The sequence below is a fragment of the Streptomyces sp. 1331.2 genome, from assembly GCF_900199205.1.
GTDB lineage: Bacteria > Actinomycetota > Actinomycetes > Streptomycetales > Streptomycetaceae > Kitasatospora.
Map to the genome: position 1 here is coordinate 2,993,325 of NZ_OBMJ01000001.1, position 24,575 is coordinate 3,017,899.

Annotated in this window: 22 protein-coding genes and 2 tRNA genes; 7 read left to right on the plus strand and 17 right to left on the minus strand. The window is 74.2% G+C overall.

Going from position 1 to position 24,575, the window contains the following annotated elements:
- Positions 1-58: 58 nt before the first annotated feature.
- From CRP52_RS40470 to CRP52_RS12590, 3 genes are all read right to left on the minus strand, one after another.
- The gene (locus tag CRP52_RS40470; RefSeq protein WP_306458856.1) at positions 59-1,876 is read right to left on the minus strand and encodes an SUKH-4 family immunity protein; all 1,818 of its coding nucleotides are present in this window, start codon (positions 1,874-1,876) and stop codon (positions 59-61) included.
- Complete coding sequence (locus CRP52_RS38170; RefSeq protein ID WP_179852777.1) at positions 1,822-2,919, minus strand: hypothetical protein; 1,098 nt, start codon at positions 2,917-2,919, stop codon at positions 1,822-1,824. The genes CRP52_RS40470 and CRP52_RS38170 overlap by 55 nt, the downstream gene beginning before the upstream one ends.
- A gap of 97 nt (positions 2,920-3,016) precedes the next feature.
- On the minus strand, positions 3,017-4,018 hold the full coding sequence (locus tag CRP52_RS12590; protein WP_097236485.1) for an SMI1/KNR4 family protein: 1,002 nt from the start codon (positions 4,016-4,018) through the stop codon (positions 3,017-3,019).
- Between the two features lie 441 nt (positions 4,019-4,459).
- Between CRP52_RS12590 and CRP52_RS12595 the strand changes: the two genes are divergently transcribed.
- Together CRP52_RS12595 and CRP52_RS12600 are read left to right on the plus strand one after the other, a co-directional pair.
- On the plus strand, positions 4,460-4,921 hold the full coding sequence (locus CRP52_RS12595) for a YwqJ-related putative deaminase (RefSeq protein ID WP_097236486.1): 462 nt from the start codon (positions 4,460-4,462) through the stop codon (positions 4,919-4,921).
- Positions 4,922-5,102: 181 nt separating this feature from the next.
- Positions 5,103-5,564, plus strand: a complete 462-nt coding sequence (locus tag CRP52_RS12600; RefSeq protein WP_097236487.1) for an SUKH-3 domain-containing protein — start codon at positions 5,103-5,105, stop codon at positions 5,562-5,564.
- Between the two features lie 29 nt (positions 5,565-5,593).
- Here the strand turns inward: CRP52_RS12600 and CRP52_RS12605 are convergent, their stop codons facing one another.
- The gene (locus CRP52_RS12605) at positions 5,594-6,862 is read right to left on the minus strand and encodes a sensor histidine kinase (protein WP_097236488.1); all 1,269 of its coding nucleotides are present in this window, start codon (positions 6,860-6,862) and stop codon (positions 5,594-5,596) included.
- A 259-nt stretch (positions 6,863-7,121) separates the two neighbouring features.
- Between CRP52_RS12605 and ppc the strand changes: the two genes are divergently transcribed.
- Positions 7,122-9,917 (plus strand): phosphoenolpyruvate carboxylase, encoded by a 2,796-nt coding sequence (gene ppc, locus CRP52_RS12610; RefSeq protein ID WP_179852778.1) that lies wholly within the window; start codon positions 7,122-7,124, stop codon positions 9,915-9,917.
- A 72-nt stretch (positions 9,918-9,989) separates the two neighbouring features.
- Here the strand turns inward: ppc and CRP52_RS12615 are convergent, their stop codons facing one another.
- The 6 genes from CRP52_RS12615 to CRP52_RS12640 form a co-directional block, all read right to left on the minus strand.
- Positions 9,990-10,313, minus strand: a complete 324-nt coding sequence (locus CRP52_RS12615) for a hypothetical protein (RefSeq protein ID WP_143685717.1) — start codon at positions 10,311-10,313, stop codon at positions 9,990-9,992.
- A gap of 153 nt (positions 10,314-10,466) precedes the next feature.
- On the minus strand, positions 10,467-11,084 hold the full coding sequence (gene pth, locus CRP52_RS12620) for an aminoacyl-tRNA hydrolase (RefSeq protein ID WP_373560485.1): 618 nt from the start codon (positions 11,082-11,084) through the stop codon (positions 10,467-10,469).
- 73 nt (positions 11,085-11,157) lie between these two features.
- Positions 11,158-11,745, minus strand: coding sequence for a 50S ribosomal protein L25/general stress protein Ctc (locus tag CRP52_RS12625; protein ID WP_097236491.1), 588 nt, complete (start codon positions 11,743-11,745; stop codon positions 11,158-11,160).
- A 280-nt stretch (positions 11,746-12,025) separates the two neighbouring features.
- The gene (locus CRP52_RS12630; RefSeq protein WP_097236492.1) at positions 12,026-13,003 is read right to left on the minus strand and encodes a ribose-phosphate diphosphokinase; all 978 of its coding nucleotides are present in this window, start codon (positions 13,001-13,003) and stop codon (positions 12,026-12,028) included.
- A 214-nt stretch (positions 13,004-13,217) separates the two neighbouring features.
- On the minus strand, positions 13,218-14,672 hold the full coding sequence (glmU, locus tag CRP52_RS12635; RefSeq protein WP_097236493.1) for a bifunctional UDP-N-acetylglucosamine diphosphorylase/glucosamine-1-phosphate N-acetyltransferase GlmU: 1,455 nt from the start codon (positions 14,670-14,672) through the stop codon (positions 13,218-13,220).
- Between the two features lie 143 nt (positions 14,673-14,815).
- Positions 14,816-14,886, minus strand: a tRNA-Gln gene (locus tag CRP52_RS12640).
- 301 nt (positions 14,887-15,187) lie between these two features.
- Here CRP52_RS12640 and CRP52_RS12645 point away from each other — a divergent pair.
- Entirely contained in the window at positions 15,188-16,192 is a 1,005-nt protein-coding gene (locus tag CRP52_RS12645; protein WP_097236494.1) for an acyl-CoA desaturase, read from the plus strand.
- Between the two features lie 200 nt (positions 16,193-16,392).
- On the plus strand, positions 16,393-16,995 hold the full coding sequence (locus CRP52_RS12650) for a TetR/AcrR family transcriptional regulator (RefSeq protein WP_045710789.1): 603 nt from the start codon (positions 16,393-16,395) through the stop codon (positions 16,993-16,995).
- A gap of 67 nt (positions 16,996-17,062) precedes the next feature.
- Here the strand turns inward: CRP52_RS12650 and CRP52_RS12655 are convergent, their stop codons facing one another.
- Positions 17,063-17,854, minus strand: a complete 792-nt coding sequence (locus CRP52_RS12655) for a methyltransferase domain-containing protein (RefSeq protein WP_097236495.1) — start codon at positions 17,852-17,854, stop codon at positions 17,063-17,065.
- Between the two features lie 111 nt (positions 17,855-17,965).
- Here CRP52_RS12655 and CRP52_RS12660 point away from each other — a divergent pair, with 111 nt between their 5' ends.
- The gene (locus CRP52_RS12660; RefSeq protein WP_097236496.1) at positions 17,966-18,463 is read left to right on the plus strand and encodes a MarR family winged helix-turn-helix transcriptional regulator; all 498 of its coding nucleotides are present in this window, start codon (positions 17,966-17,968) and stop codon (positions 18,461-18,463) included.
- Between the two features lie 30 nt (positions 18,464-18,493).
- On the opposite strand, the gene CRP52_RS12665 is transcribed toward CRP52_RS12660, so the two are convergent.
- From CRP52_RS12665 to CRP52_RS12685, 5 genes are all read right to left on the minus strand, one after another.
- Positions 18,494-19,501 carry a LuxR C-terminal-related transcriptional regulator gene (locus CRP52_RS12665; protein WP_097236497.1) on the minus strand — a complete coding sequence of 336 codons (1,008 nt, stop codon included), beginning with the start codon at positions 19,499-19,501 and terminating at the stop codon, positions 18,494-18,496.
- A 267-nt stretch (positions 19,502-19,768) separates the two neighbouring features.
- Positions 19,769-20,746 carry a UDP-glucose 4-epimerase GalE gene (gene galE, locus CRP52_RS12670; protein WP_097236498.1) on the minus strand — a complete coding sequence of 326 codons (978 nt, stop codon included), beginning with the start codon at positions 20,744-20,746 and terminating at the stop codon, positions 19,769-19,771.
- A 196-nt stretch (positions 20,747-20,942) separates the two neighbouring features.
- Entirely contained in the window at positions 20,943-21,611 is a 669-nt protein-coding gene (locus CRP52_RS12675; RefSeq protein WP_097236499.1) for a LuxR C-terminal-related transcriptional regulator, read from the minus strand.
- Between the two features lie 164 nt (positions 21,612-21,775).
- Positions 21,776-21,848 (minus strand) — tRNA-Thr (locus CRP52_RS12680).
- Between the two features lie 95 nt (positions 21,849-21,943).
- Positions 21,944-22,330 (minus strand): winged helix-turn-helix transcriptional regulator, encoded by a 387-nt coding sequence (locus CRP52_RS12685; protein WP_097236500.1) that lies wholly within the window; start codon positions 22,328-22,330, stop codon positions 21,944-21,946.
- Between the two features lie 174 nt (positions 22,331-22,504).
- Here CRP52_RS12685 and CRP52_RS12690 point away from each other — a divergent pair, with 174 nt between their 5' ends.
- Positions 22,505-23,101, plus strand: coding sequence for a flavodoxin family protein (locus CRP52_RS12690; RefSeq protein ID WP_097236501.1), 597 nt, complete (start codon positions 22,505-22,507; stop codon positions 23,099-23,101).
- A 39-nt stretch (positions 23,102-23,140) separates the two neighbouring features.
- Here the strand turns inward: CRP52_RS12690 and CRP52_RS12695 are convergent, their stop codons facing one another.
- Positions 23,141-24,505 carry an MFS transporter gene (locus CRP52_RS12695; protein WP_097236502.1) on the minus strand — a complete coding sequence of 455 codons (1,365 nt, stop codon included), beginning with the start codon at positions 24,503-24,505 and terminating at the stop codon, positions 23,141-23,143.
- Between the last annotated feature and the right edge of the window lie 70 nt (positions 24,506-24,575).

Consider the following 24,575-nt stretch of genomic DNA (forward strand, 5'->3'; position numbering starts at 1 on the left):
GGGCCGTCCCGAACACCGGAACGACCCCTCCCCACCTGCGAGGATCCACGACGGTCCGCTACAGCAGACCGTCCCAGAACTGCTCCAGCAGCACGGCCCACCAGGTGTCCGCGTTCTGCAGGGCCGCCGGGTCGATCGCGGCGAGCTGGGCCTGGAAGTCGGTCGTCCAGCGACCGGCCTGATCCGGCGTCAGCCCGTACCGCAGCCGCCACATCCGGCCCAGCAGGGCCAGCGCGCGGACGAACTCCGGTACACCGCTGTTGACGAACCGGGGCGGCTGGGCGGTTCCATCGATGTCCACGGCGACCACGTGCGCGGTGCCGTACTGGACGCACAGCTGCCGGCCGTAGTCGTTGCCGAGGACCAGGTAGCCGCCGAAGTCCGGGCCGCCGGCCAGGCCGCGCTCGGCGGCCAGCTCGGCGAGCGTCGGGATCGGCCGGCCCTCCTGCGCCTGCGCCCAGAAGAACGGCCCGAAGTCCCGCGGCAGCCCGGCCCACATCAGGGTCTGGGACACCGGCTCGGGTACGCCCTGGCGGGAGACCGCGCGCTGCTCGTAGCGGAACAGGTTCTGCCCGAAGGCGGCGCCGACCTCCTGGGCGAGCTGCTGCGGCGGGAGCGGCGGCAGCGGCTGGACCGTCCCGGGCGCCGGCGGCGGCACCCGGAACGGGCGGACCCGCTGGGCACCGGAGGCCAACTGGTGCAGCTCGTCCAGGTGGTCCAGCAGCTCGGCCATCCCGGCCTGCCGGGAGGCGTGGTCACGGCCGTACGGGGCGGTGTGGGTGAGCCGCACGTTCGGCCAGGACGCGGCGATCATGCGGTTGCAGTAGCCGCCGGGCAGGTCGCACGACTCCAGCTCGGTGTAGAGCTCCAGCACCTGCTCCGGCGGCACGTTGAGCCGGCGCAGGTCCTGCAGGATCTTCCACTCCGGGTGCGGGGTGCCGGGCTCGCTGCGGTGCAGCAGCTTCTGCTCCGAACCGTCCGGCCCCCGGTAGCTGAGCGCGGCGAAGTAGCCCGGGCCGACCGCGGGCACGCCGGGGGGCACCGGCGCGGGCTGCGGCGCACCGGTCACCGCCGCCGGGGGGACGACCCCGGCAGCGCCGCCCGCGTTCGGGTAGCCGTAGCCGGCCACCGGCGCGGCGGGGGCCACCGGACCGCCGGGCGGCGGCGGAACGGCCGGGCCGCCGGACGGCGGGGTGCCGGGGTCCGCCGGACCGCCCAGCAGCGCCGGGTCGATCGCGCTCGCCAGCTGGGTCGCCTCGTACGCCGCCGCGGCCGCGGGCGTGCCGCCGGCCGGCGTGCCCTGGGGGGCGGGCGCCTCGGCGCCACGCAGGCCCGCCGGGGGCGGGGGCGGCGGGGCCGAGCCGGCTCCGCGGCCGCCGGGGGCGGCGGCGGGCGCGCCGGGGCCCGGGGTGTGCTTCAGGCCGGCAGGCGGGGGCGGCGGCGGGGCGGAACCGGAGTTGCGGCCCAACCCGCCCGGAGCGGCGCCCGCGCCGGGCGAACCGGCTGCACCGCCGCGCAGCGCGGCCGGCGGGGGCGGCGGCGGAGCCGAGCCCGGCGCACGGCCGAGCCCGCCCTGCGGCGCAGCGGCGGCCGGCGGCTCCGCGGCCGGGGTGCCGGGGGCACCGGGCAGGCCGGCGAGGCCCGGCATTCCGCCGGGCGGGGCGAGCATCGTCGGCGCGTGCTCCACCGGCGCACCGGGCGGCGTCGCCGGGGCACCGGGCAGGCCGGCGAGACCGGGCACCCCGCCGGGCGGGGCGAGCATCGTCGGTGCGTGCTCCACCGGCGTACCGGGCGGCGTCGCCGGGGCACCGGGCAGGCCCATCAGCCCGGGCACGGCGTCCGGCGGCGCGAGCAGCGTCGGCGCCGGCTCGGCCACCGGGGCGGGTGCGGGGGCCTGGGCCGGCGGTGCGAACGGCGGTGCGGCCGGCGGCGCAGTCGGCGGTACGGCCGGGGCTGGGCCGGCGCGGCCTGCGCGGCGGACGGCGGGACCGGCGGCATGCCGTACCCGCCGCTGCCCGGCGGCATCAGCATGGTCGCGGCCTCGGCACCGGCCGGCGCGGCCGTGTCGGGCCGGTCCGCGCCGGTGGTCCGCAGGCCCTCGGGCATCAGGACGGTCGCGGCCTCGGCACCGACCGGCGGAGCCGTCGGCGCGACGGGCGCCACGGGCGCAACCGGGGCCGGCGGCGCAAGCGGCACGCCGGCCTGCGGCTGCGGCAGCGGAGGCGCGACGAACTGCTCGTCCGGCCCGGGCGGCGGGGCGAGCATCGTCGGCGCGTCCCCGGCGGGCCGGTCGGACACCGGCGGCTCGGTCAGCACCGCGGCCGCGGGCGCCGAAGCCGAAGCCGGGCCGGGCAGCTCCTCGGTGGCCGCCAGTGCCGAAGCCGGACCGGGCAGCTCCTCGGTGGCCGCCAGCGCCGAAGCCGGACCGGGCAACTCCTCCGTCGCCGCCAGCGGCGAACCCGGGGCAGCAGCCTGCGAACCGGCCGGACCGGCCGAACCGCCCCCCAGCCGCTCCGCCTCCGCCGCGATCGCCGCGGCCCCCGCCTCCTGCAGCCACTGCGGCGGGCTGAGCAGGAAGGAGGTCGCCTCCACCGGCCCCGGTGCGGGCTTGGCCGCCCCGGCCGGGTTGGCCGCGACCGGCCGCCCGTACACCTCCTCGTACTGCCGGACCACCTCGTTGACGGGCAGCGCCGGCCAGAGCGTGCTGGCACCCGAGTCCCGGGCGATCACCAGCCGCGCCTCACCCGAGCCGCTCGCACCCTCGGTACCGCCGCCGGCCGCCGCGTCCCCGGGCGCCACCGCCCAGCAGACGAAGCCCAGGTCGAACTCCCGGACCCGCACCTCGCGCTGCTGCGCGCGCGGCACCCCGCCGTTGATCCACTCCTCGGCGAGCTCCTGCGCCTGCGCGTACGTCACCACGCCCGGTTCACCCCTGTCCGCATCCTCGTCGTCCCCCGTTCCACCAGCACCGGAACTGCCGGCACCGCCACCACGGCCACCGCCGCAGCCGTGCGCATCAGCCCACCGGGACGGCCCGGGCGAACCCGCCGTCCACCATCAGCTCCGCGACCGTCTCCAGCTCCGGCGGGCTGCCCGCCAGTCGCAGCAGGAAGGCGTCGAAGTCCTCGCCACAGGGCAGCAGCAGCCGGGCGAGGCGGTCCTCCGGGGCCTCCGGGCCTCCGGAGTCGCGGGCGTCGTCGTACAGGTGGAACCAGACCGAGCCGGTCCGGTCGCCGCGCACCTTGAGCGCGACGATGCCGCCCTGCGCGTAGGCGATGCCCAGGTAGTCCTTGGTGAGGTGGTCGCGCAGGCACTTGTTGGCGTACACGACGTCCTCGGTGCCGTACTCCTCGCTGAGGGTCAGGAACGGCTGGTCGAGCAGCAGGCCGAGGTCGGTGTCCAGGGCCACCCCGACCGGGCCGCGGCCGCCGCCCAGCTTGAGGAAGGTGCGGTAGGCGCCGGGCAGCCGGTAGCCGAGGCGTTCCTCGGCGCGCTGCACCAGGTCCTCGGGGACGCCGATCGGGTCGCCGCCGTCCCTGGCCAGGGAGAAGTGGACGGGCCGGCGCTCCTGCAGCGGGCGGGTGCCGCGCCGGGTGTGGTCGGCGGCGGAGGTGGCCAGGCCGCCGTGGTGCCGCAGCAGGGCCTTGACCTCGACCGGGACGAGCTCCATCCGCCGCCAGCCGGGGGCGGCCCGGCCGACTGCGTGGTGCCAGGTCCAGCCGGGCGGGGTGGCGACCGCGGTCTCCAGGTCGGCCCAGAGCGGGTGGCCCTGGGTGTAGAGCGCGGCGTTGGCCGAGACGTAGTCGGTCAGCCGCAGTTCGTCCACGCCGAAGCCCTCCGGCGGGTCGGCGACCTCGGCCGCGGCCGCGGCGTACGGGCCGAAGTCCGGGTAGCCGTACTCGTCCACCCTGACCCCGGCGGGGTGCCGCTCCGCGCGGACCGGATCCGGGAACTGCACCACCTGACCTGCGTACGCCGCGTTCGGTGCGGCGGCGACGCCGGGCCGACCTGTCGTCATCTGGGAGCCCCCACTGGCTGCTGCAAATACTCGGTGCTTGCTGGGCACCAGCCTAGGGCCTGCCTTCAACCCCCGGTCCTGGGGAGAGCCCCCCGCCCGGAACCTTCCCGGAACCCCCGCGCCGGCCCCGCGCGGAACCCCCGCACCGGGCCGCACCTCACCCGTCCCGGCGGCCGGCTGCATCCCCCGGCTCGCCGCCGGGACGGTACCGCCGCGACCGCGGCCCCGGGGACGGTTTCGGCACATCAGGGGACAAGTCATGACGCGGGGGTGCGGATTCGGCCAGTATCGGGTGATGCCCCGTCGGACATCCGGCCGCTCTGCCCGGTATCCGCCACGCCCGCACCCCGGTTGTACGGATGTCGGTGTCGTTTGACAGGCTTGCCCAGGACCGGCCGGGCCGCTGCGGCCGCCGCCGGATGACGAGGAGGAGGACGACGGATGACCACCGGTGAGCCGGCGGGCCCACCAGTGCTGCGCCACCACCGCGACAGCCTGCTGCCCGCCGTCGCCGCCGCGCTGTCGCTCAAGGGCGGCGAGGTGCACACCCTGGCGGGCGACAAGGACGCCCGTCGCCCGGTGCTGCACGGCCTGGTCACGGAGTTCCTGGACGCCCTGCCGCTGGACGCCCGCGAGCGGTTCACCGGCCGCTGCCCGGAGGCCGTCCTGCTCTCCCAGTACCTGACGACGGTCGACGGCCGGCGCTCCAAGCGCGCCGCCCGCAAGCCGATGACCCTGCACGAGGCCCGCAAGGCGCTCAAGGGCTCCCGGATGACGACCGTTCGGATCCGCGAGGAGGGCGATCCGGCGCACGGCACCCACGCCCCGCCGTGCCGTTCCTGCGCCCCGATGCTGGAGCACTTCACCGTGCAGGTCGTCGCCGTCGGACCGCCCGCGCACTGACCGGCCGAGCACCGGCCCGGCCCCGGCCGGCCCCGGCCCACCCGCCCCCGGTCCGTCCCCCCGTCCCCGAGCCCTGGAGCAAGCCCTGAACCCGCCCAGCCCTCCCCCGCCCCCGCCGGCCACCCTGTCCACCGCCGGCGGTGCCACCGGCACCCGGACCCGCCCGCGCTTCCCCGCCGACGTGGCCGCCGAACTCAAGGCCGCCGGCTGGCATCCCGGCCGCTGGCAGATCCGGCAGGCCGAGGAGTGGGCCGACACCCTCGTCGGCTTCGGCGCACCCACCGGCGTGGGGCACGCGGTGTTCCCGGCGGCCGTGGAGGCCTGGGCCGAGTTCGGCGGCCTCGCCTTCGACCTGTCAGGCCCGGGCCGCCAGTTGGCCCGCACCCCGTTCCTGATCGACCCGCTGTGCGGCCTGCACCAGCCGCGCACCCTGCACGACCTCGGCCGGGCACTGGGCACCAAGCTGTCCCCGCTCGGCGAGGAGGCGTACGGGCAGGCGCTGCTGGCCGTCGACGAGGAGGGCCGGGTCTACAGCCTGGACCACACCGGCGAGTGGTTCCTCGGCCACGGCGTCGACCAGGCGATCACCGCCCTGGTGCTGGGCACCGCCCCGGGGCGGCTGCGCACCGCGGACGAGCACTGACGGGTACGGCGAAGAAGCAGGGCCGACGGCTACCGCAGCCGCTCGGCCCGTACCGCCAGCCGGGACGGCAGCACCGCCTCGACCCGGAACCCGCCGTCCGCCTCCGGCCCGGACGAGAAGGTGCCGCCCAGCGCGATCACCCGCTCGCGCATCCCGACCAGCCCGTTGCCCCCGCTGGGCAGCTGGGCCGCACCGCGCTCCCCGCCCGGGCAGGCGTTCACCACGCTCACCCGCACCCCGTTCGGCGCGTACGCCAGCAGCACGGACACCTGTGCGCCGCCCGCGTGCTTGTGCGCGTTGGTGAGCCCCTCCTGGACGACCCGGTAGGCGGTCTGCTCCGCCTCGCCGGTGAACTCCTGCCGGCTGCCGCTGACCGTCAGCGTCACCGCCATGCCGGCCGCCCGGGACTGGTCCACCAGCCGGGGCAGCGCAGCCAGCGAGTCCGGTTCCTGCGGCCGTTCGTCGTCCATCCGCAGCACGCCGAGGATCTCGCGCAGCTCGTTCAGCGCCTGCCGGCCCACCTCGCCCATCAGCTTGGCGCTCTGCGCGGCCTTCTCCGGGTCCTTGGCGGCGATCCGCTCCAGCGCGCCGGCGTGCACCACCATCAGCGAGACCCGGTGCGCCACCACGTCGTGCATCTCCCGGGCGATCCGGGTGCGTTCCTCCAGCCGGGCCCGCCGGGCGCGCTCCTGGGCCTGCTCGGCCAGCAGGTCCAGTTCGGTCTCCAGGCCGTGCGCACGGTCCTTGAGCGATTCGATCAGCCGCCGCCGCGCACCCACGTACAGGCCGGTCACCACCGGCGGGACGGTCAGCCCGACCGCGACCAGCACGGCTATCAGGACCTGGCCCCACAGCGGCGGCTGCTCCACCCCCGAGTCGCCGGGGGTCAGCATCGAGACCATCATCACGGCGACCGCCTCGGCGAAGGCCAGCCCGGACAGCGCCACCACCCGCCAGCGCCGCGTGGGCCACTCCCAGGTCTCGGCCAGTGTGTACAGCGCCACCACGAGCAGCAGCACCCCGAGCATCCCGGGCATGGCGACCAGGGTGACCAGCACGGGGACGGCCGGCCAGCGCCGGCGCAGCACCAGCGAGCCGCCGGCCAGCGCGCCGAGCAGCGCGATCCCGACCTTCCCCGCGGCGGTCAGATCGACCCGTGCGGACAGGAATCCGATCGTGCTGGCCGCGCACTCCAGCGCGGCGAGCAGGGCCAGCCCGATGTCCAGGAAGGCGCTGCGCGGCCGCTTCCACCACCAGAACGATCGTTCCTGCGCGCGCTCCCCAGGCGACTTGCTCATGTCCGACAGCCTATGCGGCAACCCCCACCCCTCCCCACCGGGATTGTCCGGCACACCTCCCGGGCACGCCAAGTGGTCCAGACCACAGCTGTATCCCGGCAGCTCTGTCCGCCATCCGGCCACCTCTCGGACAGCGCACGCCCCGACACCTATGCTGGTCGCGTCGGACAGCGCGGTCCGCACGCGTCACAACCGCCACACGCGGGCGGACCTGTGACGATGAGCCGTTGCCGAACCCCACCACCACAGGGAGCCAGCCGTGACCGCTCCGGTCCCCACCCCGGCGGACAGCCCCACCGTCATCGCCGACAACGCCGCCCTGCGTGCGGACATCCGCCGCCTCGGCGACCTGCTCGGCGAGACGCTGGTCCGCCAGGAGGGCCCCCAGCTGCTGGGCCTGGTCGAACAGGTCCGCCTGCTCAGCCGCACCGACGGCGAGGCCACCGCCGAACTCCTCTCCGACATCGACCTGGACACCGCCGCCAAGCTGGTCCGCGCGTTCTCCACCTACTTCCACCTCGCCAACGTCACCGAGCAGGTGCACCGCGGCCGCGAGTTCGCCACCCGCCGCGCCCGGGAGGGCTCGCTGCTCGCGCAGACCGCCGACCAGCTCGCCGAGGCCGACCCCAAGCACCTCCAGGACACCCTGGCCCACCTCGCGGTCCGTCCGGTCTTCACCGCGCACCCCACCGAGGCAGCCCGCCGCAGCGTCCTCAACAAGCTGCGCCGGATCGGCGAACTCCTCGACCGCATCCACCGCGAGGAGCTCAGCTCCGGCCTCGCCGCCGCCGGCCCCGCGCGCACCAGCAGCGCCCGGCGCTCCGCCGACCGCCGCCTCGCCGAGGTCATCGACCTGCTCTGGCAGACCGACGAGCTGCGCATCGCCCGCCCCGAGCCCACCGACGAGGCCCGCAACGCCGTCTACTACCTGGACGAGCTCTACCGCGAGGCCGTCCCCGAGGTCCTGGAGGAGCTGCACGAGGAGCTGGCCCGGGTCGGCCTGGGCCTGCCCGAGGGCGTGCGCCCGCTCACCTTCGGCACCTGGATCGGCGGCGACCGCGACGGCAACCCCAACGTCACCCCGCAGGTCACCTGGGACGTCCTCAACCTCCAGCACGAGTACGGCATCAAGGACGCGCTGGCCGCCATCGACGACCTGCGCAACACCCTCTCCACCTCCGAGCGGCTGGCCGGCGCCTCCGTCGAACTGCTCGCCTCGCTCAACACCGACCTGCACCTGCTCCCCGAACTCAGCCCGCGCTACCGGCGGATGAACGCCGAGGAGCCCTACCGCCTCAAGGCCACCTGCATCCGGCTCAAGCTGGAGAACACCCGCGAGCGCCTGGCCGGCGGCACCCCGCACGTCGAAGGCCGCGACTACCTCGGCACCCGCGAACTCCTCGCCGACCTGCGGCTGATCCAGGAGTCCCTGCGCGCCCACCGCGGCGAGCTGATCGCCGACGGCCGCCTCGCCCGCGCCATCCGCACCATCGAGGCCTTCGGCCTCCAACTCGCCACCATGGACGTGCGCGAGCACGCCGAGGCCCACCACCACGCCCTCGGCCAGCTCTTCGACCGCCTCGGCGAGGAGGCCTGGCGCTACGCCGACATGCCGCGCGAGTACCGGCAGAAGCTGCTCGCCAAGGAGCTCCGCTCGCGCCGCCCGCTCGCCCCCACCCCGGCCCCGCTGGACGAGGCCGGCACCAAGACGCTCGGCGTCTTCAACACCATCCGCGAGGGCTTCGAGCGCTTCGGCGACGAGATCGTCGAGAGCTACATCATCTCGATGTGCCAGGGCGCCGACGACGTCTTCGCCGCCACCGTGCTGGCCCGCGAGGCCGGCCTGATCGACCTGCACACCGGGATCGCCAAGATCGGCATCGTGCCGCTGCTGGAGACCACCGACGAGCTCCAGCAGGCCGACCGCATCCTGGACGAGATGCTCTCCGACCCCTCCTACCGGCTGCTCGTCTCGCTGCGCGGCGACATCCAGGAGGTCATGCTCGGCTACTCCGACTCCTCCAAGTTCGGCGGCATCACCACCTCCCAGTGGGAGATCCACCGCGCCCAGCGCCGGCTGCGCGACGTCGCCCACCGCTACGGCATCCGGCTGCGCCTCTTCCACGGCCGCGGCGGCACCGTCGGCCGCGGCGGCGGCCCCTCGCACGAGGCCATCCTGGCCCAGCCCTGGGGCACCCTGGAGGGCGAGATCAAGGTCACCGAGCAGGGCGAGGTCATCTCCGACAAGTACCTGCTCCCCTCCCTCGCCCGGGAGAACCTGGAACTGACCATCTCCGCCACCCTGTCCGCCTCCGCGCTGCACACCGCCCCGCGCCAGGCCCCCGAGTCGCTGGCCCGCTGGGACGCCGCGATGGACCAGGTCTCCGAGGCCGCCCACACCGCCTACCGCGGCCTGGTCGAGCAGGAGGACCTGCCGAAGTACTTCTTCGCCTCCACCCCGGTCGACCAGCTCGCCTCGCTGCACCTGGGCTCCCGCCCGTCCCGCCGCCCCGACTCCGGCGCCGGCCTGGACGGCCTGCGGGCCATCCCGTGGGTCTTCGGCTGGACCCAGTCCCGCCAGATCGTCCCCGGCTGGTACGGCGTCGGCTCCGGCCTCGCCGCCGCCCGCGCCGCGGGCCTGGGCGACGTGCTGGACGAGATGTACGGCGAGTGGCACTTCTTCCGCAACTTCCTGTCCAACGTCGCCATGACGCTGGCCAAGACCGACCTGCGGATCGCCCGCCACTACGTCGAGCAGCTGGTGCCCGGCGAGCTGCGGCACGTCTTCGACCAGATCAAGGACGAGCACGCGCTCACCCTGCGCGAGGTGCTCCGGCTCACCGGCGAGGGCGAACTGCTGGAGCACAACCCGGTGCTGAAGCAGACCTTCGCCGTCCGCGACGCCTACCTCGACCCGATCTCCTACCTCCAGGTCGCGCTGCTGCGCCGCCAGCGCGAGGAGGTCTCGGCCGGCCGCCGCGACGACCCGCTGCGCGCCCGCGCGCTGCTGCTGACCGTCAACGGCATCGCCGCCGGCCTGCGCAACACCGGCTGACGCCGGGCCCGCAACGGCCGAGGGGCCGGTGTCCCGCCCCCGGGACACCGGCCCCTCGCCGTACGGGGGTTGCTACTCCGCGGGCTCGCCCGCGCGCCTGCGCTTCAGCCACAGCGCCGCGCCGCCGGCCGCCACGACCAGGCCGCCGCCGACCGCCAGCAGCCCCGCGTCGGGGCCCATCGACTCGCCCAGCACCGGGCTGAACTGCGCCGCGGCCGGCTCCGGGGGGAGCGCCGGATCGGGCTCCGCCACCGGGTCCGCGTGCGCCACCGCACCGCTGGACAGCAGCATCCCGGCCGCCCCCAGCGCACCGGCCGTACCGACCCGCCGTCCGAGCCGCCTCAGCCGAACCACCCGGGTCCGCCGCAGTCGGCGGACCGGACCCAATCCCCGCATCGAGAACTCCCCAAACTCCCCAGGACTCGTTCGCGTACCGCGGCCGACGCTATCCGATCCCGTCCGGGCTTCTCACACGGATTCAGCTCCGGCCCGCCAAGCGTTGTACGACTGTTGCGTACCCGGCGCCCGGCGCGCCGTCTTGACGGAGGCTCAGGAGTTGTACGTCCCCTGCGCCCGCTCCAGCCCTTCGGACAGCAGCGCCTCCACCGCGTCCGCCGAGCGGTCCACGAACCACTCCAGCTCCTTGCGCTCGGTCGAGGAGAAGTCCTTCAGCACGAAGTCCGCGACCTCCATCCGGCCCGGCGGACGGCCGATCCCGCAGCGCACCCGGTGGTAGTCCGGGCCCAGCGACTTGGTGATCGACTTCAGCCCGTTGTGGCCGTTGTCGCCGCCGCCCAGCTTCAGCCGCAGCGCCGCGTAGTCGATGTCCAGCTCGTCGTGGACCGCGATCAGCGCGGCGGCCGGGACCTTGTAGAAGTCTCGCAGCGCCGTCACCGGCCCGCCGGAGAGGTTCATGAAGGACATCGGCTTGGCCAGCACCACCCGCTTGCCCGCCAGCCGTCCCTCGGCCACCTGCGCCCTGCTCTTGTGCGCCTTGAACTTGGCGCCCATCCGCTGCGCCAGCAGGTCCACCACCATGAACCCGATGTTGTGCCGGTTGCGGGCGTACTGCTCGCCCGGGTTGCCCAGCCCCACCACCAGCCAGGGGCCCTCGTACTCGTCCGCCATCGCGCTCTCACTCCTCGCCTTCGCGCTCGTCGTCATCATCCCGGACACACCGCTGCCCCGGCCGCTCCAGCGGGAGCGACCGGGGCAGCGGTCCGTGCTAGCAGGGCGAGGCTCAGGCCTCGGTGCCCTCGGCCTCGGCGGCCTCCTCGTCGGCCGGAGCGGCCTGGGCGCCGATGACCTGCAGGACGACGGCGTCGGCCTCGACGGCCAGGGTGACGCCGGCCGGCAGGGTGATGTCCTTGGCGTGGATGGAGGCACCGGCCTCCAGGCCCTCGACCGAGACGGTGACGGACTCGGGCAGGTGGGTGGCCTCGGCCTCGATCGGCAGCGCGTTGAGGACGTGCTCCAGCAGGTTGCCGCCCGGGGCCAGCTCGCCCTCGGTGTGGACCGGGATCTCGACGGTGACCTTCTCGCCACGCTTGACCAGCAGCAGGTCGACGTGCTCGATGGTGCGCTTGATGGCCTCGCGCTGGACGGCCTTGGGCAGCACGTACTCGTCCTTGCCCTCGATCGGAACGACCAGCAGGGCGTTCGGGGTCTTGAGGGCCATCATCAGGTCGTGGCCGGGCAGGTTCAGGTGAACCGGGGCGTGGCCGTGGCCGTAGACGACACCGGGGACGAAGCCGGCACGGCGGGCGCGACGGGCGGCACCCTTGCCGAACTCGGAACGGGTCTCAGCGGCAAGGCGGATCTCGGACACGACTGCACTCCTCGTGGAAGATGGCGCGGGGGTGCAGGCAACGCGAAAAACCGCCGGGACCACACCCTCAGTACGTTCGGGGGTCACTCGGCGGCAACGGCCTGCCGGCGGACGGGAATCCGGCACCGGCAGCGCGTCGATCACGGAGCGGGCGCCCGTCGAGCAGGCACACGGCATCCCTCGCCGAGCAGTCTCACGAGTCTAACCGCACCGGTGCCCTCCCGCGAAATCGGCGGCGGCCCCGGCCCGTTCGGACCGGGGCCGCCTGCGCGGGCCTTCGTCAGTGCACGCCCTCGAAGAGGCTCGTGACCGAACCCTCCTCGAACACCTCGCGGATCGCGGCGGCGATCGACGGGGCGATGGACAGCGTGGTGATCTTGTCCAGCTGGAGCTGGGCCGGGGTGGGCAGCGTGTTGGTGAACACGAACTCGCTGACCCGGGAGTTCTTCAGCCGGTCCGCGGCCGGGCCGGAGAGCACCCCGTGGGTGGCCGCGACCAGGACGTCCGCGGCGCCGTTCTCGAACAGCGCGTCGGCGGCGGCGCAGATCGTGCCGGCCGTGTCGATCATGTCGTCGACCAGGACGCAGACCCGGCCCTCGACGTCACCGACGACGTCGGCCGACAGGATGGTGTTGGCCTGGGTGATGTCGCGGCGCTTGTGGATGATCGCCAGCGGGGCGGCCAGGCGGTCGCACCACTGGTCGGCGACCTTCACCCGGCCGGCGTCCGGGGAGACGACGGTCAGCTTGGAGCGGTCGACCTTCTCGCCGATGTAGTCGGCCAGCAGCGGCAGCGCGAACAGGTGGTCCACCGGGCCGTCGAAGAAGCCCTGGATCTGCGCGGTGTGCAGGTCCACGGCCATCAGACGGTCGGCCCCGGCCTGGCGCAGCAGGTCGGCGACCAGGCGGGCCGAGATGGGCTCGCGGCCGAGGTGCTTCTTGTCCTGGCGGGCGTAGCCGTAGAACGGCAGGATCGCGGTGATGCTCTTGGCGGAGGCCCGCTTCAGAGCATCGATCATGATCAGCTGCTCCATGATCCACTGGTTGATGGGAGCCGTGTGGCTCTGCATCACGAAGCAGTCCGCACCACGGGCGGACTCCAGGAAGCGGACGTAGATCTCGCCGTTGGCGAAGTCCAGGGCCTTGGTGGGGACCAGTTCGGTCCCGAGCGCCTCGGCCACCTCCTTCGCCAGCTCCGGGTGGGCACGGCCGGAGAAGAGTTTGAGCTTCTTCTCACCCGACGTCGTGATCCCGCTCACTGCACCGTCTCCTCGCGTTGCGGACGCTGAACCCTCGACCCGGTGCGGGCAGGCGGGGCCCACGCGCGGTACGGGGTCGGGGGGAATGTCGGTACGCCTGGACACGGGCGGTAAGCCCAGTGGCGCACGTATGTCCCCAAGGTTACGCGCCCGCGCAGAAACCGTCCGCCCCGGGATCGCCCCTGGGTCGGCCCGCGGTGCCCCGCCCGCCCCGTCAGGCCTGCCCGGCCCCGTCCGTCGCCGCCTTCGCGGCCTGCGCGGAGACGGTTCCGGGGCGCTTGCGCTCGACCCACCCCTCGATGTTGCGCTGCTGCGCGCGGTTCACGCCGAGTGCGCCGGCCGGGACGTCGGAGGTGATGACCGAGCCCGCACCGGTGTAGGCACCGTCACCGACGGTGACCGGGGCGATGAACATGTTGTCCGAACCGGTGCGGCAGTGCGCGCCGATGACGGTGCGGTGCTTGTTCACGCCGTCGTAGTTCACGGTGACCGAGGCCGCGCCGATGTTGGTGCCCTCGCCGATCGTGGCGTCGCCGATGTACGACAGGTGCGGCACCTTGGCACCCTCGCCGAGCTCGGAGTTCTTCACCTCGACGTAGGTGCCGACCTTCGCCTTGCGGGCCAGCTTCGCGCCCGGCCGCAGGTAGGCGTAGGGGCCGGCGGTGGCCAGCTCGCCCACCTCGGCACGGTCGGCCGTGGTGTTGCTCACCCGGGCGCCGGCGCCGATCAGGGTGTCCTTGAGGGTCGAGTTCGGACCGACCTCGCAGCCCTCGGCCAGGTGGGTGGCGCCCTGCAGCTGGGTGTTGGGCAGCACCACCGCGTCCGGCTCGTAGGTCACCTGGACGTCGAACCAGGTGGTCGCCGGGTCCACCACGGTGACGCCCGCGCGCATCGCCCGCTCCAGCAGACGGTCGTTCAGCAGCCGGCGGGCCTGCGCCAGCTGGACCCGGTCGTTGATGCCCAGGATGTCCCGGTGGTCCTCGGCGACCACGGCACCGACCCGATGGCCGGCCTTGCGCAGGATCTCCAGGGTGTCGGTCAGGTACTCCTCGCCCTGCGAGTTGTCCGTGGTGAGCTCGGCCAGCGCCTCGACAAGCAGCTTGGCGTCGAAGGCGAAGACGCCCGAGTTGATCTCGGCGATCGCCCGCTGGGTGTCGGTGGCGTCCCGCTCCTCGACGATCGAGGCGACGGTGCCGTCCTCGTCCCGCAGGATCCGGCCGTAGCCGAAGGGCTCGGGGACGACGGCGGTCAGCACGGTGACGCCGTTCTGTTGGGCCGCATGAGCGTCCGCCAGCCGGCGCAGGGTCGCCCCGGTCAGCAGCGGCGAATCGCCGGCGGTGACGATCACGGTGCCGTCCAGCACCACGCCGTCCGCGCCCAGCGCCTCCAGCGCGGTGCGCACCGCGTGCCCGGTGCCGTTCTGCTCCTCCTGGACGGCCGTACGCACCGCCGGGTAGTGCGCCGCCAGGTGCTCCTGCACCTGCTCGCGCTGGTGCCCGACGACCACGACCAGCTGCTCCGGAGCCAGCTCCCCGGCCGCCGAGACCGCGTGCCCCACCAGCGACCGTCCGCACACCTCGTGCAGCACCTTGGGCAGCTTGTTCGACTTCATCCGGGTCCCGCCACCGGCGGCGAGCACGACAACGGCGGCAAGCGAATTGGCACCCATGCGGGGAGGCTCCTCGGTAGGTTCACGGAGAGGGCAGAGCAGGCCCGGCCCGGACCCACGCCGGTCGCCGGTCGCACAGTCCGCCGAGCGGCACCGACAATACCGGCGCGATGGAAGACGCCCGAACCAGAGGCGTGCAGAGGCTCCGCCGCTAGGATTCGAACCCAGACAAAGGCCTCCAAAGGGCCCTGTGCTGCCATTACACCACGGCGGACAGTCGTGTCAGACCCTACCCGAGTCGACCCTGCCGTGGGTATCGCCTTGCACCGATCCGCAACCGCCGGTCCACGCTCGGTTCCCGCCGCGGTCCGCGCTCCGATCCACGCCCCGATCCGCCGGCGTCTCCGCCGCCGAACCCCGTGGGGTCGGGGTTCATCCATCCAGTCGGGTGAATTCACTCAAGAGCCGCGCGGCGGAGTGTTCCCTTGGACACGGAGCGCAACCTACGATGCCGTAGGTTACGCCGACGTAGGCTCCGCTTCTCTCCCGTACCGGGACGCCGCAAAGGGACGCCCATGACCATCCAGGCAGGAGAGGCGCGCGCGGGGACCGCCGCCTCCCGTACTCCGTCCTCCGACCCCCAGACCCTCGACCCGCAGACCGCCGCCACCCAGCTGTCCGCCACCCGCGGCGGGGAGAAGCAGGGTCTGCCCGAGCGGATCGCGCTCGGACTGTTCATCCTCGTGCCCTTCACCGCGCTGCTGGCCGCCGTCCCGGTGGCCTGGGGCTGGGGGCTGGGGTGGACGGACCTCGCGATCGCCGTCGCCATGTACTTCCTCACCTGCCACGGCGTCACCGTCGGCTACCACCGCTACTTCACCCACGGCTCGTTCAAGGCCAACCGCCCGGTGCGCCTCGCGCTGGCGATCGCCGGCAGCCTCGCGGTCGAGGGCCCGCTGGTGCGCTGGGTGGCCGACCACCGCAAGCACCACCGGTTCAGCGACAAGGACGGCGACCCGCACTCGCCCTGGCGCTACGGGGAGAGCGTCCCCGCGCTGCTGAAGGGCCTGTTCTGGGCGCACCTGGGCTGGCTCTTCGACGAGGAGCAGACCCCGCAGCTCACCTACGCCCCGGACCTCGTCCGCGACCCGGCCATAAGGCGGATCTCCCGGCTGTTCTGGCTCTGGACCGCCATCTCGCTGCTGCTGCCCGCGCTGGTCGGCGGCCTGGTGACGCTCTCCTGGGCGGGCGCGCTCTCCGCCTTCTTCTGGGGTTCGCTGGTCCGGGTGGCCCTGCTGCACCACGTCACCTGGTCGATCAACTCGATCTGCCACGCCGTCGGCCGCCGCCCGTTCCGCTCCCGGGACCGCTCCGGCAACGTCTGGTGGCTCGCGGTGCTCTCCTGCGGGGAGTCCTGGCACAACCTGCACCACGCCGACCCGACCTCGGCCCGGCACGGCGTGCTCCGCGGACAGATCGACTCCTCGGCCCGGCTGATCCGCTGGTTCGAGCTGGCCGGCTGGGCCCGGGACGTCCGCTGGCCGGACGCGCAGCGGATCGCCGCCCGCCGCGCCGCATGAGGCGGCGCTTCCAGCATGATGTAGGGGTGAACGGGAGCAGCGCAGACAGCACAGGCGGGCAACACAGCACGCGGACGGACGCGGCGCCCGCTACGGCGCCGGCCCGTCCGCGGGCCGCTGCACCGGCGGGCGCGGCCGCCGAGGGGGGTGCGGACCGGGGCGCCGCCCCGGCCCCGCGCCGCCGGGGCGGCCGGGTCCGGATGACCGGCAAGCAGCGGCGCGAACAGCTGCTGGAGATCGGCCGGACGGTCTTCGCGGAGCGCGGCTACGACGGAACCTCGGTGGAGGAGATCGCCGAGCGCGCCGGGGTGTCGAAGCCCGTCGTCTACGAGCACTTCGGCGGCAAGGAGGGGCTGTACGCGGTGGTGGTGGACCGCGAGATGCAGCTGCTGCTGGACATGGTGACCGGGGCGCTGACCGGCGGACACTCGCGCGAGCTGCTGGAGCAGGCCGCCTTCGCGCTGATGGACTACATCGACACCTCGACGGACGGCTTCCGGATCCTGGTCCGGGACTCGCCGGTGGCCCAGTCGACCGGCACCTTCGCCTCGCTGATCAGCGACATCGCCACGCAGGTGGAGGACATCCTGGGCCTGGAGTTCAAGTCCCGGGGCTTCGACGCCCGGCTGGCCCCGATGTACTCGCAGATGCTGGTCGGCATGGTCGCACTGACCGGGCAGTGGTGGCTGGAGGTGCGCAAGCCGGACAAGGCGACGGTGGCGGCGCACCTGGTGAACCTCGCCTGGCACGGGCTGGAGGGCCTGGAGCGCCACCCCCGGCTGGTCGGCGACCGCACGGGCTGACCGCGACCGACCGGGGGCCGGCCGGCCGCCGTGCTGCCGGGCCCGGTCGCCGATCGCCCCCGGCCGGCTACCGCCTGATCCCCACCGCGAAGATCCGCCGGAACGGGAACACCGTCCCGTACGGCCCGGCCGGGTACGCCTCGCGCAGCAGCCGCCCGTACTCGGCGAGGAAGGCGGCCCGCTCGGCCGGGTCGGCGAGCAGGCCCAGGACCGGGCGCAGCGCGCTGCCCTTGACCCACTCCAGGACCGGGTCCGGCCCCGGGAGCAGGGTGGAATAGGTGGTCTCCCAGACGTCCGGGAGGCAGTCGGCGCCGGCCAGGGCGTCGAGGTAGCGCTCGGGCGGGTGGACGCCGGCGCGGACGGCGTCCTCGCCGAGCAGGTCGCGCCAGCGGGGGCTGCGGCGCAGCTCGGCGAGCAGGGTGTGGCTGGGGGCCTCGAAGTTGCCGGGCACCTGGAAGGCGACGACTCCGCCGGGACGCAGGGCGCCGGCCCAGCGCGGGACGAGGTCGAGGTGGCCGTCGATCCATTGCAGGGTGGCGTTGGAGACGATCAGGTCCGGCCGGGCCGGGGCCGGGTCGTAGTCGCGGGCGTCGGCGAGCAGGTAGTCGGCGCTCGGTTCGCCCTCGGCGCGGGCGGTGGCGAGCATCGGGGCGGAGTTGTCGACGCCGGTGATGCGGGCGCCCGGCCAGCGCTCGCGCAGGACGGCGGTGGAGTTGCCGGGCCCGCAGCCGATGTCGAGGATCCGCTCGTCGCCCCGGGTCGGCAGATCGGGGACGCGGGCGAGCAGGTCGCGCAGCGGGCGGGTGCGTTCGTCGGCGAAGCGCAGGTACTGCGCCGGGTCCCAGACGGTGGTGGTCATGGCCTACCTCGCAAGTATCTCGACATCAAGATATCTCCTCGTAGCCTTGCCCGCACATTTCTCGATGTCAAGAGACTTCACATCGACACATCCACCGATACACTGATCGTCATGGAGGACGAGGTCGACAGGCTGGTCGCAGCGTGGCGCCGAGAGCGCCCCGACCTCGACGTGGAGCCGCTGGAGGTGCTCAGCCGGGTCAGCCGGCTCGCCCGGCACCTGGACCGCGCCCGCCGCACCGCCTTCGCCGAGCACGGCTTGGAGCCCTGGGAGTTCGACGTCCTGACCGCCCTGCGGCGGGCCGGCACCCCCTACCAGCTCTCCCCCGGCCAACTGCTCACCCAGACCCTGGTCACCTCCGGCACCATGACCAACCGGATCGACCGGCTCACCGGCAAGGGCCTGGTCAAGCGCCTGCCCGACCCGGACGACCGACGCGGCGTCCTGGTCCGCCTCACCGACGACGGCCGCGACCGCGCCGACCAGGCACTCGCCGGGCTCCTCGCGCACGAGCGCGAACTCCTCGCCCAGCTCAGCTCCGGCCAGCAGACCGAACTCGCGGCACTGCTGCGGCAGCTGGTCGCCCCCTTCGACAACATCCCCGGCTAGTTCCCTGACCAGGGCCTGTCCGGCTGGCCGCTAGGACCTGTCGGCGCCCGTGGCGACGGACGGCGGCGCCACGGGTACGGCCGGCTCCGCGGGGCTGACCCCGGCCCGGCGGGCGACCGCGACGGCGGCCAGCGTGGAGTGCACCCCCAGCTTGCCGAGCACGTTCTGCATGTGCGTCCGGACGGTGTGCGGGGACAGGTAGAGCCGCTCCGCGACGGCCTGCCGGCCCAGGCCCGCGACCATGCAGCGCAGGATCTGCTTCTCCCGCGGCGTGAGGGTGTCCACCAGCCGCTCGCTCTCGGTGCGGTCCCGCCGGGCGGTGGTGAGCTCGCGGATCACCCCGGTGAGCAGCGCGGGCGGCAGGTGCGTCTCGTCGCGCAGCACCCCGCGGACCACCGCGAGCAGCCGGGCCAGCGAACTCTCCTTGGCCACCCAGCCGGTGGCGCCGGCGTGCAGGGCGCGGGCGGCGCGGTGCGGGTCGTCGGCGGTGGCCAGGACGACGGCGCGCAGCCCGGGGTGGGCGCGGCGGAGCCGGGCCAGCAGGGTGATGCCGTCGGGCGACGGCGTCGGTCTGAGCTGATCGGGCCGCACCTGGTCGGGCCTGAGCTGGTCGACCCGGACCTGGTCGGCCCGGAGCTGGTCGCCCGCCGGGCGGGCGCCGGCCACCCCGGCCGACAGCGTGGGCGGTGCCCCGAGCGGAACGGCCGCCCGGCGCGCCGGCGGTACGGGCGGGGCCGCCCGGCGCCGCACCTCCTCGGCGGCATCCGGACCGGGCCGCCTGCGGACGGCCGTCGCCGCCGACCCGCCCGCTCCGCCGACCCCGGCCGCGCCGGCCATCGCCTCGGCTCCGAGGTCGGCGTCGATCAGCGCCACGTCGTAGGCCCGGCCCTCGACGGCGGCACGCTCCAGCGCCCGCTCGGCGGCCGCCGCGCTGCCCGCCGCGCCCACCTCCACGTCCGGCTCGGCGGCGAGCGCCGCGGCCAGTGCCTCGGCGAAGATCCGGTGACCGTCGACCACCAGGACGCGAATCCGCCCCATCGTCCCTCCCCTGCTCAGACCGCCCGAGCCCGGGAACGGGGAGACCGGCCCGGCATCCGCGATCCGGACCCGCCGCTCCGCCCACCCACCGGTGGTCGGTAAGACCGAAGGGCGCCGGCCCCCACCGGTACCGCACTCAGCGTACGGGTCGGGAATCGCCCTCGTGGTGATTCGGTGAAGTTTCGTCAGAAGGGGCGTGCGTGACAGGACTTGCGTCACAGGACGGCGCCCGGCCACCGCGGACGGCGGCGGCCGGGGCGCGCAGGTCTAGCGGGCGTTCTTCTCCAGGGTGAACTTCCAGGCGTCGGCGACGATGTCGTCCAGGCTCGGGCGGCGCGGGGTCCAGCCCAGCGCCTCGTGGGCGCGGGCGGCCGAGGCCACCAGCACCGCCGGGTCTCCCGCCCGGCGGCCCGCGATCTGCACCGGGATCTCCCGGCCGGTGACGCGCTTGACCGACTCGATCACCTCGCGCACCGAGAAGCCGCTTCCGTTGCCCAGGTTGCAGATCAGGTGCTCGCCCGGCTTGGCGGCGTCCAGGGCCAGCAGGTGGGCCTCGGCCAGGTCCGCGACGTGGATGTAGTCGCGGATGCAGGTGCCGTCCGGGGTCGGGTAGTCGTCGCCGTACACCGCGATGTGCGGGCGCTGGCCGAGCGCGGCCTGGAAGACCAGCGGGATCAGGTGCGACTCGGGGTCGTGCCGCTCCCCGAAAGTGACATCGAAAGAACTGCCGTACGCGCCGGCCACGTTGAAGTAGCGCAGCGAGACGGCGGCCAGGCCGTGCGCGACGGCCTCGCTGGTGATCAGGTGGTCCACGGCGAGCTTGGTGGCGCCGTAGGTGTTGGTCGGCGCGGTGCGGGCGGTCTCGGCGATCGGCACGGCCTCCGGCTCGCCGTAGGTGGCGGCGGTGGAGGAGAACACCAGCTTGCGCACGCCCGCCGCGCGCATCGCGCTGATCAGCTCCAGCGAGCCGGCCACGTTGTTGCGCCAGTACTTCTCCGGGTCCGCGACCGACTCGCCGACCTGGGAGGAGGCGGCGAAGTGCAGCACGCCGTCGAAGGAGCCGTCCAGCACCTTGTCGGCCTCCTGGATCCGGCCCTCGACGAACTCGGCGCCGGCCGGCACACCCTCGCGGAAGCCGGTCGAGAGATCGTCCAGGACCGTCACCTGGTGCCCCGCCTCCAGCAGGTGGGCGGCCACCACGCTGCCCACGTAGCCGGCGCCACCCGTGACCAGGTACTTACTCATGTTGGGACCTCCAGCGGGCGATGGTCGCGCGGACGGCGGGGCCATCGACGGAATGCGTACGACTCAGGCCATTCTCCCAATCCACCGGGGTGCTCCGGACCACGGAGGCGGTCGCGCGCAGGCTTTTCACCAAGTCCTCAGCCGCCGGACATCCCGCCCCTCGCGGGCGGCGGCCACCGGGCCCTGCGCCACGGCCTCAGCCGCCGGACATCCGCTCCAACAGGCCGGTGCGCGCCGCCACCGCGGCCGCCTCCAGGCGGGTCCGCGCGCCCAGTTTCATCAGCACCCGCTGGACGTGCGTCCGGGCCGTACTGGCCGCGATCCGCATCCCGGCGGCGATCGCCGCGGTGTCCTCGCCGTCCGCGATCCGGCCGAGCACCTGCACCTCACGGCGGGTCAGCAGCCGCAGCAGCCGGACCGCCTCGTCGTCGGGTTCGGCCTCCGGGCGCAGCAGTTGGTCGAAGGCCCCGCGCAAGATGTCCACCGCGACGGCGGCCTCGCCCGCCCTGGCCCGGCCGATGGCCCGCTCGACCACCTCGATCCGCTCGTCGCTGGGCACGTAGCCCGCCGCGCCGGCCGCGAACGCCGCGGCCACACCGCGCAGTTCACCCACCGGCCCGAGCACGATCACGGCCACCTCGGGGCGTTCCCGGCGGATCCGGCGCAGCCCGTCGAAGGCGCCCGCCTCGGCGGGCGCGGCTACGCCGAGCAGGCACACCTCGGGCCGGCGCCCGGCCACCAGATCGGCGGCGACCGCGGCCGGGCAACCGACCGCGAGCACCCGGTGACCGCGCAGCTGGAGCGCGGTGGCCAGGGCCTCGGCCAGCAACCGGTGGTCGTCCACCACCACGAGTCGAACGCCCATGACGCCCTCCCGGTCGGGGTCCGGCTCCCGCCCACACCCCACGGGCGGGCGGCCGATGACGCCCCATCACAGCGCATTCCGCACCCGACCCGCTAGGCCGTGACGCATCGACTGTCGATGGAAACGCGAAAGACCCCCGCCCTGAGGCGGGGGTCTTCCAGTTGAGCCCCCATGCGGAATCGAACCGCAGACCTTCTCCTTACCATGGAGACGCTCTACCGACTGAGCTATAGGGGCTTGCCGGGTTTTCACCGGGCCGGTCGAACAAGGAAGACATTACACGGCCGTGGGGCCGGAAGGGAAATCGGCCCCTCCTGCCCGCCGCTCCGGCCTCAGCCCTCGGCGTGCGCCGCGTCGAACTCCTCGCGGGCCGCCATCAGCCGGCCGGCGTGGCGCTCGGTCCACCGGCCGAGCGGCGCGACCAGCTCGGCCAGTTCGCGGCCCAGCGGTAGCAGGTCGTAGACCACCCGCGGCGGCGTCTCCGGGAAGACCGTACGGCGCACCAGGCCGTTGCGCTCCAGGTTGCGCAGGGACTGGGTGAGCATCTTGCGGCTGACCCCGCCGACCCCGCGCTGGAGTTCGGAGAAGCGCCGCGGGCCGCAGGCGGAGAGGCTCATCAGGATCAGCATCGACCACTTGTCGGCAAGCTCCGCGAACACCTCGCGACTGGGACAGAGCTGGGCGAACACGTCGTGCTCTGGCCGTTCCTGCGTCGTCATGCCATCCAGGGTAGCCCTTCGGTCTCCAATCCACCCTTGGTAACCAATAGAGACTTGGTCTATATTAGAGACCGCCGGACGGGCCTGGAGCAGGTTCGGTCCGCCGCAGTTCTCGCTGCGCCCGTGCCGCCCCGTCCTGTCCCTGCCCGCCCGCCTGTCCCCATGGAGTGCCGCATGACCGCCATCCGTCCGACCGTCGCCCTCGCCTACCACTCCGGCTACGGCCACACCGCCGTGATCGCCGAGGCCGTCGCCCGCGGCGCCGCCGACGCGGGCGCCGAGGTCGTCACGATCGCCGTCGACACCATCACCGACGAGCAGTGGGCCCAGCTGGACGCCGCCGACGCGATCGTCTTCGGCTCCCCCACCTACATGGGCACCGCCTCCGGCGCCTTCCACGTCTTCGCCGAGGCCAGCAGCAAGCGCTGGTTCGCCGACGCCTGGAAGGACAAGGTCGCCGCCGGCTTCACCAACTCCGCCTCCAAGTACGGCGACAAGGCCGGCACCCTCGGCTTCTTCCAGACCCTCGCCGCCCAGCACGGCATGTCCTGGGTCAACCTCGGCCTCAAGCCCGGCTGGAACGCCACCACCGCCTCCGAGAACGACCTCAACCGCCTCGGCTTCTCCAGCGGCGCCGCTGCCTCCACCCCGGCCGACGCCGGCCCCGAGGCCGTCCACAAGGCCGACATCGCGACCGCCGAGCACCTGGGCGCCCGCGTCGCCGCGCACACCGCCATCGTCCTCGCCGGCCGCGCCGCCCTGGGCGGCTGACCCGGTCGGTCGACCCGCCCGCGCCGCCGCGCCCTGCGCCTACGCCGCCGGATCCGCCCCCCACAGGGGCGCCCGGCGGCGTCCGCCGTCCACCGCCCCCAACTCGGCACCCGTGGTCTCCGGCAGCAGCCGCAGACACCCCAGGGCCAGCACCCCCAGCCCGGCCAGGTACCAGCCCACCGGCTGCGCCGTCCCGTACGCCGCCGTCAGCCGCGTCGCCACCAGCGGCGTCAACGCACCGCCGACCACACCGCCCAGGTTGTACGTCAGCGCCGCACCCGTGTAGCGCACCCGGGTCGGGAACAGTTCCGGCAGGAACGCCGCCACCGGCCCGAACATGCAGCCCAGCACCACCATCGCCCCCGCCAGCGCCACGAACATCAGCGGGCGGCTCACCGACTCCAGCAGCGGGAACAGCACCAGCGCCCAGCCGGCGGCCAGCCCCGTCGCCCACCGCAACGTCCGCCGCCGCCCCCACCGGTCACTGCGCTCGGCGCTCAGCCACACCGTCCCGGCCATCCCCACCGCGCCCACCAGCAGCATCGCCAGCACCAGCGTGCTCGCCACCCCGAGCCCCGAGGTCGCGTACGCCAGCGAGTACGTCGTGGTCAGGTAGAACAGCGCGTACCCCACGGTGATCGCGCCCCCACCCGCCACCACCGGACGCCAGTGCTCCCGCACCACCTCCAGCACCGGCGGCCGCTCCCCGTGCGCCCCCTTCTCCCCGCGCTCCTCCGTACGCTCCATCGCCCGGAACAGCGGCGACTCCTCGACCCGCAGCCGTACGAACAACCCCACCGCGACCAGCGCGAACGAGGCCAGGAACGGCACCCGCCAACCCCACGCACGGAACGCCCGCTCGTCCAAACCGAGTTGGAGCGCCAAGAACACCCCGTTCGCCAACACGAACCCGATCGTCGGCCCCAACTGCAGGAAGCCCCCGTACCGCCCCCGCCGGGCGGCCGGCGCGTTCTCCGCGATCAGCAGCGCCGCCCCGCCCCACTCCCCGCCCAACCCGACGCCCTGGCACACCCGCAACACCACCAGGACCGCCGGCGCCCACCACCCCCACGCCGCGAACCCCGGCAACAACCCCACCGCCGCCGTCGCCAACCCCATCAACAGCAGCGACACCACCAAGGTCGCCTTCCGCCCCACCCGGTCCCCGAAGTGCCCGAACACCACCGCCCCCAACGGCCGGGCCAGGAACGCCACCGCATACACCGAGAACGCCGCCAACAGCGCCCCCACCGCACCCAACCCGGGGAAGAACACCACCCCGAACACGAGCGCCGCCGCCGTGCCGTAAATGAAGAAGTCGTAGAACTCGATCGCCGTCCCGATCAGCGCCGCAGCCGCCGCCCGCCGCAACTGCCCTACCCGCCAAGCACCCTCCGCATCCATACCACCACCCTCACCACCAACCCCCTCCCCCACCAGCCCCCACCCGAGTGACCCCGGCGCACCCCCACCC